The organism is Kocuria sp. CPCC 205260, from assembly GCF_040981045.1.
In the GTDB taxonomy this organism is placed as follows: domain Bacteria; phylum Actinomycetota; class Actinomycetes; order Actinomycetales; family Micrococcaceae; genus Kocuria; species Kocuria palustris.
This window is the reverse complement of the sequence record NZ_JAVKPT010000001.1, coordinates 912094-930270: the sequence shown is the minus strand read 5'-3', so window position 1 is coordinate 930270 and position 18177 is coordinate 912094. Positions and strand designations below refer to the sequence as shown.

17 protein-coding genes and 1 tRNA gene are annotated in these 18177 nt (G+C 71.5%); 17 read left to right on the top strand and 1 reads right to left on the bottom strand.

Annotated elements, in window-relative coordinates:
* Positions 1-5: 5 nt before the first annotated feature.
* The 15 genes from RF645_RS04230 (at position 6) to RF645_RS04160 (ending at position 16049) form a co-directional block, all read left to right on the top strand.
* Positions 6-1268 (top strand): amidohydrolase, encoded by a 1263-nt coding sequence (locus tag RF645_RS04230; protein WP_368818650.1) that lies wholly within the window; start codon positions 6-8, stop codon positions 1266-1268.
* Positions 1269-1443: 175 nt separating this feature from the next.
* The gene (locus tag RF645_RS04225) at positions 1444-2211 is read left to right on the top strand and encodes a BMP family ABC transporter substrate-binding protein (RefSeq protein WP_285729032.1); all 768 of its coding nucleotides are present in this window, start codon (positions 1444-1446) and stop codon (positions 2209-2211) included.
* Between the two features lie 41 nt (positions 2212-2252).
* A complete protein-coding gene (locus RF645_RS04220; protein WP_285729034.1) occupies positions 2253-3335 on the top strand; it encodes a BMP family ABC transporter substrate-binding protein in 1083 nt (360 codons plus the stop codon).
* Between the two features lie 61 nt (positions 3336-3396).
* Positions 3397-3813 (top strand): cytidine deaminase, encoded by a 417-nt coding sequence (locus RF645_RS04215; RefSeq protein WP_024289054.1) that lies wholly within the window; start codon positions 3397-3399, stop codon positions 3811-3813.
* Complete coding sequence (locus RF645_RS04210) at positions 3810-5150, top strand: thymidine phosphorylase (RefSeq protein ID WP_285729036.1); 1341 nt, start codon at positions 3810-3812, stop codon at positions 5148-5150. Before RF645_RS04215 ends, RF645_RS04210 begins: the two co-directional genes overlap by 4 nt.
* Positions 5151-5228: 78 nt before the next feature.
* A complete protein-coding gene (locus tag RF645_RS04205) occupies positions 5229-7037 on the top strand; it encodes a hypothetical protein (RefSeq protein ID WP_285729038.1) in 1809 nt (602 codons plus the stop codon).
* 4 nt (positions 7038-7041) lie between these two features.
* On the top strand, positions 7042-8307 hold the full coding sequence (locus RF645_RS04200) for an adenosine deaminase (RefSeq protein WP_285729041.1): 1266 nt from the start codon (positions 7042-7044) through the stop codon (positions 8305-8307).
* On the top strand, positions 8304-9002 hold the full coding sequence (locus RF645_RS04195; RefSeq protein ID WP_006215500.1) for a MazG family protein: 699 nt from the start codon (positions 8304-8306) through the stop codon (positions 9000-9002). The genes RF645_RS04200 and RF645_RS04195 overlap by 4 nt, the downstream gene beginning before the upstream one ends.
* Positions 9003-9126: 124 nt before the next feature.
* Entirely contained in the window at positions 9127-10407 is a 1281-nt protein-coding gene (gene eno, locus RF645_RS04190) for a phosphopyruvate hydratase (RefSeq protein WP_006215499.1), read from the top strand.
* 239 nt (positions 10408-10646) lie between these two features.
* Complete coding sequence (locus tag RF645_RS04185; RefSeq protein ID WP_006215498.1) at positions 10647-11228, top strand: septum formation initiator family protein; 582 nt, start codon at positions 10647-10649, stop codon at positions 11226-11228.
* Positions 11229-11338: 110 nt separating this feature from the next.
* Positions 11339-11884 (top strand): DUF501 domain-containing protein, encoded by a 546-nt coding sequence (locus RF645_RS04180; RefSeq protein ID WP_040561397.1) that lies wholly within the window; start codon positions 11339-11341, stop codon positions 11882-11884.
* 46 nt (positions 11885-11930) lie between these two features.
* Positions 11931-12923 carry a Ppx/GppA phosphatase family protein gene (locus RF645_RS04175; protein WP_006215496.1) on the top strand — a complete coding sequence of 331 codons (993 nt, stop codon included), beginning with the start codon at positions 11931-11933 and terminating at the stop codon, positions 12921-12923.
* A gap of 59 nt (positions 12924-12982) precedes the next feature.
* Positions 12983-14392: a S8 family serine peptidase gene (locus tag RF645_RS04170; protein WP_006215495.1), complete on the top strand. Its 1410-nt coding sequence runs from the start codon at positions 12983-12985 to the stop codon at positions 14390-14392.
* A 131-nt stretch (positions 14393-14523) separates the two neighbouring features.
* Positions 14524-15912 (top strand): NAD(P)/FAD-dependent oxidoreductase, encoded by a 1389-nt coding sequence (locus RF645_RS04165; protein ID WP_040561362.1) that lies wholly within the window; start codon positions 14524-14526, stop codon positions 15910-15912.
* Positions 15913-15972: 60 nt separating this feature from the next.
* A tRNA-Leu gene (locus tag RF645_RS04160) sits at positions 15973-16049 on the top strand.
* A 103-nt stretch (positions 16050-16152) separates the two neighbouring features.
* Here RF645_RS04160 and RF645_RS04155 read toward each other — a convergent pair.
* Positions 16153-16575, bottom strand: a complete 423-nt coding sequence (locus RF645_RS04155) for a YccF domain-containing protein (protein WP_006215493.1) — start codon at positions 16573-16575, stop codon at positions 16153-16155.
* 197 nt (positions 16576-16772) lie between these two features.
* Between RF645_RS04155 and RF645_RS04150 the strand changes: the two genes are divergently transcribed.
* A complete protein-coding gene (locus RF645_RS04150) occupies positions 16773-17351 on the top strand; it encodes a YceI family protein (RefSeq protein WP_006215492.1) in 579 nt (192 codons plus the stop codon).
* Positions 17352-17387: 36 nt separating this feature from the next.
* Positions 17388-18122 (top strand): DsbA family oxidoreductase, encoded by a 735-nt coding sequence (locus tag RF645_RS04145; RefSeq protein WP_006215491.1) that lies wholly within the window; start codon positions 17388-17390, stop codon positions 18120-18122.
* The last annotated feature ends 55 nt before the right edge of the window (positions 18123-18177 follow it).

Sequence of the window (18177 nt, the reverse complement as noted above, 5' to 3'; positions counted from 1 at the left end):
AGGCAATGTCCGATTCCCCCGCCGCGAGCACGTCCAGCAGCGAAGCCCCCCGGCACCGGTTCGACGACGGCGGCCAGGCCCTGTCGATCGCGCCGCTCGTCCGCCGCTTCCTGCCGCACCTGATCGAGTTCCGCCGCGACCTGCACTCGCACCCGGAGCTGTCCTACCGGGAGCACCGCACGACCGACCGGCTGATGACCGAGCTCGAGGCCGTCGGCCTGGAGCCGGTGCGGCTGCGCAGCACGGGCTGCTACGTGGACATCGGGACCGGCGAGCTGTCGGTCGCGCTGCGAGCGGATATCGACGCCCTCCCGATCCAGGAGGCCACGGGTCTCGAGTTCTCCTCGCAGAACCCCGGGGTCGCGCACATGTGCGGTCACGACATCCACGCCACCGTGATGCTCGGCGTGGCCACCGTGCTGGCCGATCTGAACCGCACCTCGCCGCTGTCCGGGCGGGTCCGCGTCGTGTTCCAGCCGGCCGAGGAGCAGCTGCCCGGCGGCGCCCTGACCGTGATCGAGCAGGACGTCCTGGAGGGGGTCCCGCGGATCTTCGCGCTGCACTGCGAGCCCAAGGTCGACGTCGGCCAGGTCGGCACCCGCATCGGGGCGATCACCTCGGCCTCGGACACGGTGCGGCTGCGGCTGTCCGGAGCGGGCGGTCACACCTCGCGCCCGCACCTGACGCAGGACCTGGTCTTCGCCATGGCCCAGATCGCGATCAACGTCCCGGCGATCCTCTCGCGCCGCATCGACGTCCGCTCGGGCGTGCAGGTGGTCTGGGGCGAGATCGGAGCGGGCGTGGCCCCCAACGCCATCCCCTCGGAGGGCACCCTGGCGGGGACCATGCGCTGCCTCGACGCCGAAGCCTGGCACCAGGCCGGAGAGCTGCTCGACCAGGTCGTCGGGGACGTCGCCGCGCCGTACGGCGTGGAGGTGGACCTGGAGCACGTGCGGGGCGTCCCGCCGGTGGTCAACGGCGAGCTGGAGACCACCATGATCGAGAACGCCGCCCGAGCGGAGCTCGGCGAGGACGCCGTGGTGCTCGTGGAGCAGTCCATGGGCGGCGAGGACTTCGCCTGGTACCTCCAGGAGGTCCCCGGCGCCATGATGCGCCTGGGCACCCGCACCCGAGGGGGCCAGACCCACGATCTGCACCAGGCCGACTACATCGCCGACGAGGACGCCATCGCCTGCGGCGTCCAGGTCATGGCCAGCACGGCCCTGCGCGCCGTGGCGCACCACGTGAGAGAATCCGCCCTCCGCTGATCGCTCGTCCCCTCAGCACCGGAAGAACCCGGCCGCTGCCGATGAGATGTCCCCCTGAAGGTCTCGTCGCACAGCATCGCAGGAGCCCCCCACACAGCTATGACTTCCCCCCCTCCGTTCGCACAGTGCCCGTGCGGCGGGATCCGGAGAGGACGCAGTCGATTTCACCGGATGCGTGCTCGGCTCCAGCGGCGGCTTCCGCGACCGCAGCTTCATTCAGGACATCCACGACTCCAGCCGGATGCTCGAAGACTCCCTGGGCATCGAGGTGCGCACCGAGGAGTCGGGCTCGCCCCGGGAGTCCGAGCAGCTGCTGAAGGAGATGGCCGATCCGGCCGGCGGCTGCGACCTGGTGGTCGCCATGGGCTCCACGCTCGTGGAGCAGGTCGAGGCGGCCGCCGAGCGCCATCCCGATCAGGACTTCGCGATCATCGACGACGACTCGATCCATCTGCCCAATGTCCGCACGCTGGTCTTCGACGCCTCGCAGCCCGGGTTCCTCGCCGGATACGCTGCCGCCTCGGCCACCGAGACCGGGCGCGTGGGCGCCTTCGGAGGGGAGGACATCCCGGAGGTCCACGACTTCCTCGACGGCTACGCGGCCGGGATCGAGCACTGGAACGAGGTCCACGACAACGACGCGCTGTTCGTGTGGGTCGACGTGGACGGCTGGGAGGTGCTGCCCGATGAGCAGCGCACTCGGCAGCTGACCTCGGTGCGCAAGGAGGTGGGCTCCGCCGTCGCCGATGTGATGACCCAGTACGCGACTCCCGGGGCTGAGGCCGACGACTACACGGGGACCCTGGCCAACCGGGGCGTCGCTCTGGGGGACTTCCATGATCAGGCGCAGCGCGTGGACGAGCAGACCGCCCAGGAGCTGAGGCAGCTGCGCCAGCAGATCATCGAGGGTCGGCAGCCGACCCGACCCGGCGCGGGAACGTAGACTGCAGGCGATCGCCCTCCCCACAGCACCCGGAAGCAGCCATGTCCCTCCGCCGTCCCGTGCCAGCCGCCTGCGCGGTCGGTCTGAGCGCGCTCGCGCTCAGCGCCTGCGGCGAGCTGTCGGAGGACTCCGGGCTCGGCGCGGCGGAGGAGGCCACCGTCTGCATGGTGGCCGATGGAGAGGGCTTCGAGGACCTCAGCTTCCATCAGAGCGCGCACCAGGGGCTCGAGCATGCGGCCCGTGACACGGGGGTCTCGACCCGTGAGTCCGTGGTGGGCTCGGATGCCGAGTCCGACCCTGCGCTGCGCTCCATGGTCCAGAGCGGCTGCGACCTCACGATCGCCAACGGGCAGCCGCTGTCGCAGGTCGCCCTGGAGGTCGCCGCCGAGAACCCGCAGGCCGCCTTCGCGACCGTGGACGACTCCGCAGGCGAGGGCCTCGGCAATGTCAAGCCGCTGAGCTTCGACTCCGGCACCGCCGCGTTCCTGGCCGGCTACCTGGCCGCAGGCACCACCGAGACCGGCACGGTCGCAGCCTTCGGGGGCGAGGACACCCCCCGGGTGAGGCTCGTGCTCGACGGCTTCGCCGAGGGCGTCGAGCACTGGAATGAGCAGAAGGACGACGACGTCGAGCTGCTCGGCTGGGACCGGCAGGAGCAGGAGGGCACCATGCTCGGCTCGTTCAAGGACGTCGAGGGCGCCCGGGAGGTCACCGAGGGCTTCCTGGACAACGGCGCGGACATCGTCCTGCCGGCCGCCGGAGGCGCCTCCGAGGGCACCGCGCAGGCCGTGGCCGCCACGGGTGAGGGCACGGACCAGGCGCTGTTCATCTGGATCGACACCGACGGCTACGACGTCCTGCCGGAGGCCCAGCGATCGCACCAGCTGACCTCGGTGCTCAAGGACCTCACAGGGCCCGTGGAGTCGCTGGTGCGCGACCTGGAAGACGGTGAACTCGATCTGGACCCCTACGTGGGGACCCTCGAGAACGGGGGAGTGGGCATCGCCGATCACCACGACCAGCAGGAGCGCGTGGGCCCGGAGCTGGCCGCCGAGGTCGCCGGGCTGCGCCAGCAGATCATCGACGGCGAGCTGGAGATCGAATCCCAGGAGGACGCCGGCTGAGGCGTCACGGCCGGGCCCGCACAGCACGGGGCGCGGCCGTCGAGACGAGGAGGAGCAGGAGATGACCGAGAGCATCGAAGGCGCACGGCTGGAGGAGCTGATCGCCGAGCAGCCCTGGGCGGGGCTGATCGAGGAGGCCCGCCGGGCCATGCAGCACGCCTACGTCCCGTACTCCCGCTTCAAGGTGGGGGCGGCCGCGCTCGTGGACGACGGACGCGTGGTCTCCGGGTGCAATGTCGAGAACGGCAGCTACGGGCTCACGCTGTGCGCCGAATGCGGCCTGGTCAGCGCCCTGCACGCCAGCGGCGGCGGACGGCTGACGCACTTCGTGTGCGTCGACGGCCAGGGCTCGGTGCTCATGCCGTGCGGCCGCTGCCGCCAGCTGCTGCACGAGCACGGCGGGGATCAGCTGCAGCTGCTCACCGTGAGCGGGCTGCGCACCATGGACCAGGTCCTCCCGGACGCCTTCGTCCTGTGAGCGCGCAGCAGCAGTCCCCGGTCCGCGAGCCTTTCGCTGCCGTGGACGTCATCCGGGCCAAGCGGGACGGGGGTCGGCTGGATGAGCCGCGGATCCGCTGGGCCGTGGACGCCTACGTCCGCGGGGTGCTGAGCGAGGAGCAGATGGCCGCCCTGGCCATGGCGATCTGGTTCCGGGGCATGGATCGGGAGGAGACCTCGGCCTGGACCGAGGCCATGATCGACTCCGGCACCCGCCTGGACTTCACCGGGCTGCGCCGCGGCGGGCGAACGCTGCCGACCGTCGACAAGCACTCGACCGGCGGCGTGGGGGACAAGACCACCCTGCCGCTGGCTCCGCTCGTGGCCGCCCACGGGGTCGCCGTCCCGCAGCTGTCGGGCCGCGGCCTGGGGCACACCGGCGGCACCCTGGACAAGCTCGAGGCCATCCCCGGGTGGACGGCAGAGCTCACCTACGACCAGCTGCTGGCGCAGCTGCAGGACGTGGGCGCGGTGGTGTGCGCGGCCGGCGGGGATCTCGCTCCGGCCGATCGCCGTCTCTACGCGCTGCGCGACGTCACCGCCACGGTCGACTCCATCCCTCTGATCGCCTCGTCGATCATGTCCAAGAAGATCGCCGAGGGCGCCGGCGGCCTCGTGCTGGACGTGAAGGTCGGCTCCGGCGCGTTCATGAAGGACCGCGGATCCGCGGAGCAGCTGGCCCGGACCATGGTCGGTCTCGGCCACGACGCCGGACTGCCGACCTCCGCGGTGCTCACCGACATGTCCGCCCCTCTGGGCCGAGCCGTGGGCAACGCCTGCGAGGTGCAGGAGTCCCTCGAGGTCCTGGCCGGCGGCGGTCCGGCCGACCTGGTCGAGCTCGTGCTCGAGCTGGCCCGCCGGATGCTCGCCCTGGCCGGAGTGGACGACGATCCCGCCGACGCGCTCGCTGACGGCCGCGCCATGGACTCCTGGCGCCGCATGATCGCAGCGCAGGGCGGCGACCCCGATGCCGAGCTGCCGCGGGCGCGGCACGAGCAGGAGGTCGTCGCGGCAGAAGGCGGAACGGTGCAGGGCATCGAGGCCCTCGGCATCGGCACGGCCAGCTGGAGCCTGGGCGCCGGGCGCGAGCGCAGCCAGGACCCGGTCCAGGCCGGAGCCGGAGTGCTCCTGCACGTGGAGCGAGGCCAGCAGGTCCGGGCGGGGCAGCGCCTGGCCACGCTCATGACGGACACCCCGGAGGCCTTCGAGCGCGCCGAGCAGCTCGTGCTCGGTGCGATCTCGGTGGGCCCCGACCGGCCGCAGGCCTCGAGTCGGGCCGATGTGGTCCTCGGAGTCGTGGAATTCGAGGACTTGTGAGAGGCGACTTGTAGTCTGGTGGCAGACAGTGCCGGCGGTGCGCCGATCCGGCGGAACGAGACTGACGACCTGGAGGACATGATGGGACTTTTCAGCAGGAAGCAGACCCCCGAGAGCGAGCCGCGCACAGCGGACGCGGATGTCCAGCAGACGCAGCCTCGCGGCGCTGAGACCGCTGCCGCGGGCCAGCAGCTGCCGGAGTCCGGCCCGCTGCGCAGCCTGGTCGACGGCCTGCTCGTCGACGGCGCCGAGCGCGCCAAGCTGACCCTGGTCCAGCGCGGCTCGACCATGAGCTACCAGTCCGAGCGCGCCGCGGCCGATGGCTCCCCGGAGACCGATTCCGGCGTGGTCGACCAGGCCTCGCCCCTGTTCGACGACGTCGCCGCCCTCTACACCGAGTCCATGAACTCGTCCACGGGCGCCTGGCAGACCGTCGTCATCACGGCGGCCGCACCGGAGGCCGATGGCCGCTCCGTCACCGTGGACTACGACTTCCCGGCCGCCGAGCACCGCACGGAGCAGTACCGGGTCGCCAGCGGCTCCGCGCAGGCCGATCCCGCCGCGCAGGGCCCGCTGGGCGATTCCTCGCAGGGCGGCGCCCGCACGGGGGCCACCGCAGCGGGTGTCGGCGCGGGGGCCGGCGCCGGTGCCGGAGCTGCTGCGGCCGCCGGCGGCCGCGACCAGTCGGCTCCGCTCGGGCAGGATCAGGCCGGCACGGCCGAGCCCGCCGCTGAGCAGCGCGACCTGGGCGCCGAGTCCCGCGAGGACGGTCACCGCGACTCCGAGGCCCTGAGCCGCGAGCCGCAGGCCGTCCAGGACACCGAGGCCCGCACCCCCGAGGCACAGACCCAGGAGGCTCGTCCTGCTGAGGCACGGACCGCTGATGCTCGGGGCACCGAGGCGGCAGCATCCGCGACCTCGGGCCCCGAGGCGCGCCCGGTCGAGGCCGAGCAGCGCTCCGCGGGTGCCGGCGCCGCGGCCGGTGCCGGCGCGGCAGGCGTCGTCGCCGGCTCGGAGCAGCGGCGCGTGCCCGAGGGCCAGCTGACCGACAACGGCACGGTCGACAACCTCGCGCCCCGCCAGCAGGGCCAGGAGCCGATCGAGGTGGACCACGAGGTCCAGGAGTCGGTCGCGCGCACGGCGGGCCACCAGTCCGCCGCGGGCTCCGGCACGGGCGAGCAGCACGCGGGCACCTCCGCAGCCTCGCAGGCCCAGGGCGAGCAGATCCCGGCGCACGTCGATCACGACGAGTGGCGCGATGACAGCGGCGCCCGGCGCTCCCCGGCAGCTGCGCCCACGGGTGCGGCAGCCGCGCACTCGGTGTCCAGCCGGGACGGCTCCGGCGCCCCCACGGTCGCCAGCGGCGCCGATGTGGCCCCGTCGTACCGCGCCGCGGAGCAGGCAGCGGGCGGCGAGGACCTGGCTCAGGGCAACAAGGTCCTGTCGCAGAAGGACATCGCCCGCCGCGTGGCCGGCGCGCAGAAGCGTCTCTTCGGTGCCGACGGCTCCGCCCGCGACGTCTCGACCGTGCTGATCCGCGTGCGCACGCTGGGCACCTACTACGACGCCCTGACCCACGTGCGCCAGGGCGGCTTCTGGGACCAGCGCTCGACCTTCGACCTGATCCCCGAGGAGGACCTGCAGGTCCAGGCCCTCAAGCAGGACTCGTACGTCGAGGGCGAGGGCGCCCCGCTGGCGATCATGTTCCGCTTCCGTCCGGGCATCCCCCCGGAGGTCTCCTTCGACTACGACGACGAGGAGGCGTTCGTGCGCTACGAGAACCGCCTGCCCTCGCAGAACTACGTCGAGGAGCTGCGCATGTACCCGCGCACCGGGGCGAACATCCCGCAGCACGTCAACGACGCCCTCCAGGATTGGAACTACTGATCCCATGACCCAGATCCCGAGCACCGGCCCCGCCGGTCAGCCCGGGAGCCAGGACCCCGTCGGCTCGGCCGGCGGGGTCCTGCGCTCCCTTCCCAAGATCAGCCTCCACGATCATCTCGACGGCGGCCTGCGCCCGCAGACCCTGCTCGAGCTCGCCGAGGCCGCGGGCACCGAGCCGCCCGCTGACTCGGCCGCCGAGCTCGAGCAGTGGATGCGCGAGTCCGCGGACTCGGGCTCGCTCGAGCGCTACCTGCAGACCTTCTCGGTGATCCTCGAGGCCCTGCAGAGCGCCGAGGCCCTGCGGCGGGCGGCTCGCGAGGCCGTCGAGGACCTCGCCGCCGACGGCGTGATCCACGCCGAGCTGCGTTGGGCCCCCGAGCAGCACGTGGCCGGCGGTCTGAGCCTCGGCCAGGCCGTCGACGCCGTCAGCGAGGGCCTGCAGGAGGGCGTGGTCGCGGCCGCCCAGCAGGGCCTGGAGATCTCCGCCGGGCAGCTGCTGTGCGCCATGCGCCAGGCCGACCGCAGCCTCGAGATCGCGCAGCTGACCATCGAGCGCTTCTCCCCGGACGAGCCCGGCGGCGTGCTGGGCTTCGACCTGGCCGGACCGGAGGAGGGCTTCGCGCCCAGCCGGCACCAGGAGGCCCTGGACCTGCTGGCGCGCAGCCTGGTGCCCGTCACCCTGCACGCGGGCGAGGGCGCCGGCCTGGACTCCCTTCGCTCGGCGGTGGTCGACGGCCGCGCGCTGCGCCTGGGCCACGGCGTGCGCCTGGTCGAGGACGTGGCGCTGTCGGACGCCCCGGACGACGACGTCTCGATCGAGCTCGGCGAGCTGGCCCGGTGGGTGCGCGACCGCGGCATCGCCCTGGAGGTCTGCCCGCGCTCGAACAGCCAGACCGGTGCGGTCGCAGGCTGGAACCCTCCGCACAACCTCGTGCGCGTCCTGGGCCCCGGCACGCAGCGCCATCCGATCGGCTTCCTGCACCGTGCGGGCTTCCGCGTGGTGGTCGGGGCGGACAACCGGCTGGTCTCGGGCACGGATCTCACGACCGAGCTCGGCGAGCTCGTGGCCCTGCACGGGTTCTCGCTGGATGACCTCGAGACCCTGCAGCGCAGCGCGGCCCAGTCGGCCTTCCTGCCGCTGGATCAGCGCGTGGCCCTCGAGGCGCGGATCGGAGCGGAGTTCGACGCCGTGCGCGGATCGGGCATCCCGCTGGGCCTGGGGGACATGATGGCCGCTCACGAGGCCGAGGCCTCCGAGGGCACCTGGTGAGCCAGGACGGATCGGGGGCGGCCTTCGAGCGGCTGCTGGCGATCATGGACCGTCTGCGCTCGCCCGGCGGCTGCGCGTGGGACGGGCGCCAGAGCCACTCCTCGCTCGTGAAGCACCTGATCGAGGAGTCCTACGAGGTCGTCGAGGCCGTCGAAGCCCCCGGCGGGCCGGAGGCCCACCGCGACGAGCTCGTGGAGGAGCTCGGCGACGTCCTGCTCCAGGTGGTCTTCCACGCGAGGATCGCCCAGGAGCGCAGCGCGCAGCAGGGCGGGTTCGACATCGACGATGTCGTGGCGGGGATCAGCGAAAAGCTCGTGCGCCGTCACCCCGAGGTCTTCGCCGACGCCCAGAGGGCCGAGGCCTCGGACGATGCCGCCCTGCACGCCCGGTGGGAGGAGCTCAAGCGGGCCGAGAAGCCCCAGCGCACCGGCCCGTTCGACGGCGTGCCGCCGGGGCTTCCCGCCCTGCAGCGCACCGAGAAGATCCTCTCGAAGGCCAGGCGCCACGGACTGGAGCCGCAGAGCCCCTCGGAGCCGGACGAGGACCGCCCGCGCACTCAGGAGCAGCTGGGGCAGGCCCTGTTCGAACTGGTGCGCCAGGCCTCGTCGGACGGACTGGATGCCGAGCGCGCCCTGCGCGAGCACAGCGCCCGGTGGGTCCGTCAGCGCGATCCGGCACGGCTCCCGCAGGACTGAGCGGAAGCACAGGCAATAATGATGTTCGTGACAGGGCCTTCTCGATAGGCTCGTCAGCAGAAGCACCGGGTCCTGGCGGGACGCCTCGGCCCGTTTCCGCAGCACCGATCGAAGGAGACCTTCCATGGCCATGATCATCGACGTCCACGCACGTCAGATCCTCGATTCCCGCGGCAACCCCACGGTCGAGGTCGAGGTCCGCCTCGAGGACGGCAGCTTCGGTCGCGCGGCGGTGCCCTCGGGCGCCTCCACCGGTGAGCACGAGGCCGTCGAGCGCCGCGACGGCGACAAGAACGTCTACCTGGGCAAGGGCGTCCTGGGTGCGGTCGAGGCCGTGAACGAGGAGATCGCCGAGGCCGTCATCGGCATGGAGTCCACCGACCAGCGCCTGGTCGACCAGGCCATGCTCGAGCTCGACGGCACCCCGACCAAGTCCAAGCTCGGCGCCAACGCCATCCTGGGCGTCTCGCTGGCCGTGGCCCGCGCCTCGGCGGAGGAGGCCGACCTCCCGCTGTACAAGTACCTGGGTGGCCCCAACGCGCACGTGCTGCCGGTGCCCATGATGAACATCCTCAACGGCGGCTCCCACGCGGACTCCAACGTGGACATCCAGGAGTTCATGATCGCCCCGATCGGCTTCGCCACCTTCTCGGAGGCCCTGCGCGCCGGCACCGAGGTCTACCACGCGCTGAAGTCTGTGCTGAAGGACCGCGGCCTGTCCACCGGCCTGGGCGACGAGGGTGGCTTCGCGCCCGACCTCGAGTCCAACCGCGCTGCCCTGGACCTGATCCTGGACGCCATCGAGAAGGCCGGCTACAAGCCGGGCGAGCAGATCGCGCTGGCGCTGGATGTCGCCTCCTCCGAGTTCTTCGACAAGGGCTCCTACACCTTCGAGGGCGGCAAGAAGTCGGCCGATGAGATGGCGGCCTACTACGAGCAGCTCGTGGCCGACTACCCGCTGGTCTCGATCGAGGACCCGCTGGACGAGAACGACTGGGACGGCTGGGCCAAGCTCACCGCCTCGGTCGGGCAGAAGGTCCAGCTCGTGGGCGATGACCTCTTCGTCACCAACCCCGAGTTCCTGGCCCGCGGCATCCGCGAGGGCGTCGGCAACGCCCTGCTGGTCAAGGTCAACCAGATCGGCTCCCTCACGGAGACCCTGGAGGCCATCACCCTGGCGCAGACCAACATGTTCCGGTGCATGGTCTCCCACCGCTCGGGCGAGACCGAGGACACCACGATCTCGGACATCGCCGTGGCCACCAACGCCGGACAGATCAAGACCGGCGCCCCGGCGCGCTCGGAGCGCGTGGCCAAGTACAACCAGCTGCTGCGCATCGAGGAGGCCCTGGGAGACGCCGCCTCCTACGCCGGCGTCTCGGCCTTCCCGCGCTTCTCGGCCTGAGAGCGCGGCTGAACGGCTGAACGCAGCCGTCCGCACGCGGACCGCCGTCGTCCTCCTGACTCGGGAGGGTGGCGGCGGTCCGTCGTCGCGGGGCAGGCGCTGCCTCGTCGGTGCCGAGCGGGGTCCGAGCGTGCCACTAGACTGGGCCCGCTCGCTCGTCGAACGCGCGTCCCGCAGCCCTCGCACAGTGAGGGGACGCCCCGAGCACGCAGACCGTCGCAGAGCCAGGAGCAGCATCCGTGTCCGATCACCGCACCGAGGACCGCGCGCCGCGGTCCGAGCGCGGCTCCGAGCCGGATCCGGCCGAGCGCGACGAGGCCCCCGCGCGCAGCCTGCGACGCTTCACGACCTCGTCGGGCAGCCGTCGCCTGCTGTGGGTCGTGGCGATCGTGCTGTTCATCGTCTTCCTGGCAGCCCCCACGACCAAGATCTACCTGGACCAGCAGGCGGAGATCGCCGAGCTGGAGGCCAGCATCGAGGAGAAGTCCGCCGACCGGGATGCCCTGCAGGACGAGCTCGAGCTGTGGGAGAACCCGGACTACGTCGAGCAGCAGGCAGGGGAGCGGCTGATGATGGTCGAGCCCGGACAGCGCTCCTACCTGGTGGTCGGCGCCGACGAGGTCGGCACCGGGGCCGCGGACACCTCTGCCGTCGAGGAGTCCGCAGGCAGGCCGGCCTGGGCCGACGCCCTGTGGGGCTCGCTCAAGGACTCCGCCTGGCCGCAGCGCGCCGAGGACTCCGCCGACAGCTTCCCCGAGCTCGACGAGGCACAGGAGGACCCGTCCGCCTCGTCGTCGCCCACCGCCGAGACCACCGAGTGAGGACCCCCGTGAGCGAGCAGAGCACCAGCAGCGATCAGCCGCGCCCGGATCTGGAGCAGACCGTCTCCGGGATCGCCCCGGCCGGGGTGGACGTGGCCGAGCCCCGCGGCCTGAACTCCACGGCCGCCAACCGCCGCCCGCAGGAGCTGGACCTGCAGGTGCTGGCCCGCCAGCTGGGCCGGCCCGTGCGCGATGTGGTGGAGATCCCGGCCCGGTGCGCCTGCGGCAACCCGCTCGTGGCGGCCACCGCTCCGAGGCTGTCCGGCGGCACGCCGTTCCCCACGGTCTACTACCTGGCCCACCCCGTGATCACGGCAGCCGTCTCGCGGCTGGAGGCGGAGGGAGCCATGTACGGGATGACCGACCGCCTGGGCGAGGACGAGCAGCTGGCGGCGTCCTACCAGCGCTCGCACGAGGACTACCTGGCCCGGCGCGAGCGCATCGGCGCCATCGCCGGCTCCGGGGAGGTCCCGGAGATCGACGGCATCTCCGCAGGCGGCATGCCCACCCGCGTGAAGTGCCTGCACGTGCTGGTCGGACACTCGCTGTCCGCGGGACCCGGCGTGAACCTGCTCGGCGACGAGACGCTCGAGCTGATCGCCGACACCTGGTCCCCGCAGATCTGCCGATGCGATCCCGCCTGGCGCGAGTCCTGAGCACCGCCCCACCCCCTGAAGAGCCCGAGTACACCGAGGAGCCCCCATGCGCGTCGGAGCCATCGACTGCGGCACCAACTCGATCCGCCTGCTGATCACCGAGGCGGCTGACGACGCCGTGGGCGCCTCCCCGGCCGAGATCGAGCTGAACGAGCTCGTGCGCACCAAGGAGATGGTCCGCCTGGGCCAGGGCGTGGATGCGACAGGCTGGCTGGCCCAGGAGGCGCTGGAGCGCACGTTCGCGGCCGTCGACGGCTTCGCCCGCCTGCTCGATGAGCACGCCGTGGACTCGGTGCGCTTCGTGGCCACCTCGGCCACGCGCGACGCCGGCAACCGGCACGTCTTCGTGGACGGCATCCGCTCGCGCCTGGGCGTGGCCCCCGAGGTGATCTCGGGCGAGGAGGAGGCGGCCCTGTCCTTCGCGGGGGCCACCATGGTGGCCGCTCCGGAGTCCGAGGACGATCGCACGTTGGTCGTGGACCTGGGCGGCGGCTCGACCGAGCTCGTGCTCGGCAGCTCGGCGGGGATCCTGGCCTCGCGCTCGCTGAACATCGGATGCGTGCGCATGACCGAGCGCCACCTGGGCTCCAACCCGCCCACCGAGGCGCAGCAGCGCGCGGTGCTGGCGGATGTGGACCGCGCCCTGGACTCCGCGGCGCTGACCGTCCCGCTGGGCCAGACCCGGAAGATCGTGGGCGTGGCCGGGACCGTCACCACCATCACCGCACTGGCCCTGGGCCTGGAGGACTACGACGAGCAGCGGATCAACGGCGCCGAGCTGCCGATCTCCGATCTGGAGCGCACCTGCCGCGAGCTCACCGCCATGACCCGGGAGCAGCGCGACGCCCTGGGCGTCATGCACCCCGGGCGCGGCGACGTGATCGGCGGCGGCGCCCTGGTGTGGCGGCGCGTGCTGCAGCGGATCGCCGAGGCCACCGACGGGCGTGTGAGCACCGCCACCACGAGCGAGCACGATATTTTGGACGGCATCGCACTGTCCCGCCTGTCCACCATCCCCCAGAAGGCTCCGCTGGCCTGACGTCCCCGGGGCGCCTGCCGACCCGGATCCGCTTCGCGGAGTCCACGAAGGACCTGACCATGAGCCCCACAGCCTCCGAGCGCACCTCCGGCAATGGAGGGCGGGGCCCGGTCCGCACCGCCGTGGCGCTGAGCGCCTCCGTCGTGCTGAGCGGGATGCTGACCAGCGCGGTCATCGCCGGCCCCGTCCAGGCCACCGAGGAGACCCCGGTGCCGGATGGCCCCGCGCCGTCGGTGCCGGTCACGGACCCGTCGGACGTGCCCGTGCCGGAGCCCTCGCAGCCGGCCGAGTCCACCGAGATCTCCGAGTCGCAGGCCCGCGCGGACGAGTACTGGCTCGATGAGTACGGCGTCCGCGACGCCTGGAAGGCTTCGCGCGGGGAGGGCGCCACGATCGCGATCATCGACACCGGCGTGGACGGCTCGCACCCGGACCTCGAGGGGGCCGTCTCGGGGGGAACGGACGTCTCCGGCATCGGGGCCGCGAACGGCCAGGAGCCGCTGGGGGCGGATCCCGATCACGGGACCATGGTCGCCTCCGTCGCGGCCGGGCGCGGCCACGGCGCCGATCACGCCGAGGGCATCATCGGCGTGGCCCCCGAGGCGGAGATCCTGGCCGTGTCGACCGCGCTGGGAACCGATGAGGCCGGCGTGCGCTCGACCGACGAGCAGATCCCCGACGCCGTGCGCTGGGCCGTCGACAACGGCGCCGACGTGATCAACATGTCCGTGGGCTCCCCGCAGCAGTCCTGGCCCGAGTCCTGGGACTCGGCGTTCGCCTACGCGGAGGAGAAGGACGTCCTGATCGTGGCGGCGGCAGGCAACCGCGGAAACGGCCTGGTGCAGGTGGGCGCTCCGGCGACCATCCCCAGCGTGCTGACCGTGGGCGGGGTGGATCAGGACGGGCAGGCCGGCTGGGAGTCGTCGTCGCAGGGGATCTCGATCTCGGTGGCGGGTCCGGCGGAGGAGCTCGTGGGAGCCACTCCGGGAGGCGGCTATGCCAGCTGGACGGGCACCTCCGCCTCCGCCCCCATCGTGGCGGGCACGGCAGCCCTGATCCGCTCAGAGCATCCAGAGCTCAGCGCCGACGAGGTGGCTCACCGGATCACGGCCTCGGCCGAGGACGCGGGCGAGCCCGGCAAGGACCCGCTCTACGGCTACGGGATCCTGGACGTGAACCGGGCGGTGACCGCGGACCTGCCGGAGATGGAGGACTCTCCGCTGGGTTCCATGGAGCAGTGGATCGAGGTGCATCGCCGTCACGACAGCGAGACGAGCGCCTCGGCAGCGACCTCCGGGCCGCCGCTGACGGAGGATGTGACGGTCGAGGCGGAGGCTCCGGAGCCCGTCGAGCCGCTGAACTCGACCGGGAGGCTGCCGATCTTCGTGCTGGCCGGATTCGGGCTGCTGGTCGCCGCGATCACGATCGGGGCGGTCCGGCACATCCGCTGGCTGCTGCGCCGCGGCTGAGGCCCCGCACCTCTCGGCGAGCCCCTCGTGAGGGCTCCCGACCGGGCGACGGATGAGATGTGCGTGAACTCTCGAGACGCACGGGGGAGCGGGGGCGAGGACGGCCTCGTCCTATGACTAGACTCGAAACCATGTCTAGCTCTTTCCTGGCAAAGGACCGTAATCGCATCCTCATCGTGGGCGGCGGGTACCTGGGCTACCACGTGGCTCAGGGGCTCCAGAAGCGGATCAAGGAGTCCGGCGGCATCGTCACGATCGTCGATCCGAACCCCTACATGATGTATCTGCCCTTCCTCCCGGAGGTCGCTGCCGGCAGCCTCGAGGCGCGCTCCGCCGTGGCTCCCTTCCAGCAGTTCCTCAAGGACACCGAGTCGCTGTCGGGCCGTGTCATCGGCATCGACCACGACAAGCGCGTGGCCACTGTGGCCTCCATCAACGACGGCCCCGTCTTCGAGGTCCCCTACGACGAGATCGTGCTCGCCGCGGGCTCCGTGACCCGCGCCTTCCCCATCCCGGGGCTGGGCGAGTCCGCGATCGGCATGAAGTCCATCGAGGAAGCCGTGGCGGTGCGCAACTGGGTCTTCGAGCGCATCAGCGCCGCCTCCCAGATGGAGGACGGTCCGGAGCGCCGCAAGGCCCTGACCTTCGTGCTGGTTGGCGGCGGCTTCGCAGGCATCGAGACCATCGGCGAGCTCGAGGACGCGGCACGCAGGGCCGCAGAGCGCAACCCGCGCGTGAAGGTCTCCGACCTGCGCTTCGTGCTGGTCGAGGCGGCCGGGCGCATCATGCCCGAGGTCTCCCAGGACCGCGCGGAGAAGGTCGTGGCCGAGCTGCGCTCGCGCGGTGTGGAGGTGTTGCTGAACACCTCGCTGGAATCCGCTGAGGACGATCACATCAAGCTGATCAACATGCAGGACAAGTCCCCGGCCGGCGAGTTCGACGCCGACACCCTGATCTGGACCGCTGGCGTCCAGGCGAACCCGCTGTTCAAGAAGAACACCCCGTTCCCCGTCGACGACCGCGGCCGCGTCCGCGCCGGAGCAGACCTGCGGGTCACCGGCGACGACGGCCCCATCCCGGGCGCCTGGACCGGCGGTGACAACGCCGCAGTTCCGGATCTGTCCGGTCAGGGCCCCGGCGGCTTCTGCGTCCCGAACGCGCAGCACGCCATCCGCCAGGCTAAGGTCATGGTCAAGAACATCCTGGCCGCTCGAGAGGGCAAGCCGCTCGAGGACTACTACCACGAGAGCCTCGGCACCGTGGCGGGACTGGGCCTGTACAAGGGTGCTGCCAACCTCAAGGGCGTCGAGTTCTCCGGCCCCCTGGCTTGGCTCATGCACCGCGGCTACCACGCCTACGCCATGCCGACTCTGGATCGTAAGTTCCGGATCCTCAGTGAGTGGGCCGCCAACATGGTCTTCGGGCGCAACACGACCCAGATCCGCCACGTGCGCGATCCTCGCCTGAACTTCGAGACCGCCACCGGTCAGGAGGTCGTGCGCAAGCAGGTCAAGCTCTGACCCTGCGGACATTGACCGGACGCCCCTTCCGCCCAGGCGGGAGGGGCGTCCGACGTCCAGGCCCCCATAGCCCAATCGGCAGAGGCAGCGGACTTAAAATCCGCTCAGTCTGGGTTCGAGTCCCAGTGGGGGCACCAGCCGACCCTCGGTTCGACGGCCCGCATCCGATCAGTGACAGATGAGCACCCCATCAGCGCTGATGGGGTGCTCATCTGTCACCAACCGGCAGATTGCCGGGGATCAGGCCCGTGCGACCGGGTACATCTGTGCGCGCAGCTGCGAGGCGGGGACCACCTCGCGACCGAACGGGAAGCAGGTCACGGGGATCAGCTTGAGGTTCGCCCATGCCAGCGGGATGCCGATGATCGTGACCGCCTGGGCCACTGCGGTGATGACGTGGCCGAGAGCCAGCCACCAGCCGGCGATCACGAACCAGACGATGTTGCCGAGCCCGCTGAAGGCACCGGCGCGTCGGGTGGTGATGACCTCGCGGCCGAAGGGCCAGATGACGAATCCGGCGATGCGGAACGACGCCAGCCCGAACGGGATGGTCACGATCAGCAGGCAGGCCAGGATCCCGGCCAGCGCGTAGCCCAGGAAGAGGGTCCATCCGGCGGTCAGGAACCAGATGATGTTGAGGATGAATGACAGGAGGCTTCTCATATACCGAGACTAGCCGACGGGGCGCTGCGGCCGCGGGTCCCCGTGACTGCCCGGTAATGCATCGCTCCAGTTCACAGGGCAGATGAGCGCCCCTGAACTGGGGACCGATAAGGTGCTATCGGGGTGGGGCCCGGTCCTACGATGGGGGAGCGGGTCTGGTCGCCCGCGCAGCTACGACGCAGGCAGAGGAGACGAACATGAGCGCTCAGAGCGAGCTGACAGGGACCTGGAGCATCGATCCGACCCACAGCCGGGTGGGCTTCTCCTCGCGCCACGCGATGGTCACCAAGGTCCGAGGCGCCTTCAACGACGTCTCGGGCACCGCGCAGCTGGATGCCGAGGACATGTCGCGCTCGCAGGTGCGAGTCGTCCTGCAGGTGGCGAGCGTGGACACCCGCAGTCCTCAGCGCGATGCCCACCTGCGCAGCGCCGACTTCTTCGATGCGCAGCAGCACCCCACCATCGAGTTCGACTCCACGGCGGTGGATGAGGTGGACGAGAATCAGTTCATCGTCACCGGCGAGCTCACGATCCGGGGCGTGACCCGCACGATCTCCGTGCCGCTGGAGCTGCTGGGCGTGGACACCGATCCGTTCGGGCAGCTGAGGGCCGGCCTGGAGGGCTCGCGGCGCATCGACCGCAAGGACTGGGGCGTCTCCTGGAACACCCCGCTGGACTCCGGCGGCGTGCTGGTCTCGGACAAGATCACCCTCGAATTCGAGCTCTCCCTGGTGAAGGATGCACCCGCAGGCGCCGATTCTGCCCCGCAGGGCTGAGCGGCTGCCGTCGCGGCCGACGGTAGTGTCCCGGACATGGATTCTCCCCTGAGCGCACCCGAGCCCGGCACCCTGAGCATCGACATCTGGTCGGATGTCATGTGCCCGTTCTGCTGCCTGGGCGATCGCCACCTGGAGCTGGCGCTGGAGCAGTTCGAGCACCGCGACGCCGTGCGCGTGCTCTACCACTCGTTCCTGCTCGCCCCGGAGCTCCCCGAGGGCGAGACCATGCCCATGATCCAGATGCTGGCTGAGCACAAGGGCATGAGCCTGGAACAGATCCATGAGATGCATCGTCCGCTGATCGCCCGAGGCCGCGAGGTCGGGATCGACTATGCGATGGATGACGTGATCTCGTCGTCCACGCGCAGGGCCCACGAGCTGGGCCATTTCGCCCAGGCGCGCGGCCGCGGTCCGGAGATGATGCGGCGCCTGTTCCGCGCCCACTGGTCCGAGGGCCTGAATCTCGATGACGTCGACGTCCTCGTCCGCCTGGCCGAGGAGGTCGGGCTGGATCCCGAGCAGGCCCGTACCGCTCTGCAGGAGCGCACCTGGCAGCGGGCGGTCGAGGACGATCTGACGGTGGCCCGCAGCCTGGGGGTGCAGGGCGTGCCGTTCTTCGTGCTCGACTCGCGCTATGCGGTCTCGGGAGCGCAGCCGCCGGAGGTGCTGCTGGAGGCGCTGGGCACCGCTTGGGCCGCCTCAGCGGAGGGCTCAGAGGCGGACGACGACGGCGCCGCGGGCACTGACGGGCATCGGTCCGCGCACTGATCGGCGGGACGTCAGACCGCTCCCACTTCGATCGGATACCTCGCTGTTTCGAGAG

Coding starts and splice junctions, on each gene's coding strand:
- RF645_RS04230 (WP_368818650.1), top strand. CDS start 6: ATGTCCGATTCCCCCGCCGCGAGCACGTCCAGCAGCGAAGCCCCCCGG.
- RF645_RS04220 (WP_285729034.1), top strand. CDS start 2,253: ATGTCCCTCCGCCGTCCCGTGCCAGCCGCCTGCGCGGTCGGTCTGAGC.
- RF645_RS04215 (WP_024289054.1), top strand. CDS start 3,397: ATGACCGAGAGCATCGAAGGCGCACGGCTGGAGGAGCTGATCGCCGAG.
- RF645_RS04205 (WP_285729038.1), top strand. CDS start 5,229: ATGATGGGACTTTTCAGCAGGAAGCAGACCCCCGAGAGCGAGCCGCGC.
- RF645_RS04200 (WP_285729041.1), top strand. CDS start 7,042: ATGACCCAGATCCCGAGCACCGGCCCCGCCGGTCAGCCCGGGAGCCAG.
- eno (WP_006215499.1), top strand. CDS start 9,127: ATGGCCATGATCATCGACGTCCACGCACGTCAGATCCTCGATTCCCGC.
- RF645_RS04175 (WP_006215496.1), top strand. CDS start 11,931: ATGCGCGTCGGAGCCATCGACTGCGGCACCAACTCGATCCGCCTGCTG.
- RF645_RS04170 (WP_006215495.1), top strand. CDS start 12,983: ATGAGCCCCACAGCCTCCGAGCGCACCTCCGGCAATGGAGGGCGGGGC.
- RF645_RS04165 (WP_040561362.1), top strand. CDS start 14,524: ATGTCTAGCTCTTTCCTGGCAAAGGACCGTAATCGCATCCTCATCGTG.
- RF645_RS04155 (WP_006215493.1), bottom strand. CDS start 16,575: ATGAGAAGCCTCCTGTCATTCATCCTCAACATCATCTGGTTCCTGACC.
- RF645_RS04150 (WP_006215492.1), top strand. CDS start 16,773: ATGAGCGCTCAGAGCGAGCTGACAGGGACCTGGAGCATCGATCCGACC.
- RF645_RS04145 (WP_006215491.1), top strand. CDS start 17,388: ATGGATTCTCCCCTGAGCGCACCCGAGCCCGGCACCCTGAGCATCGAC.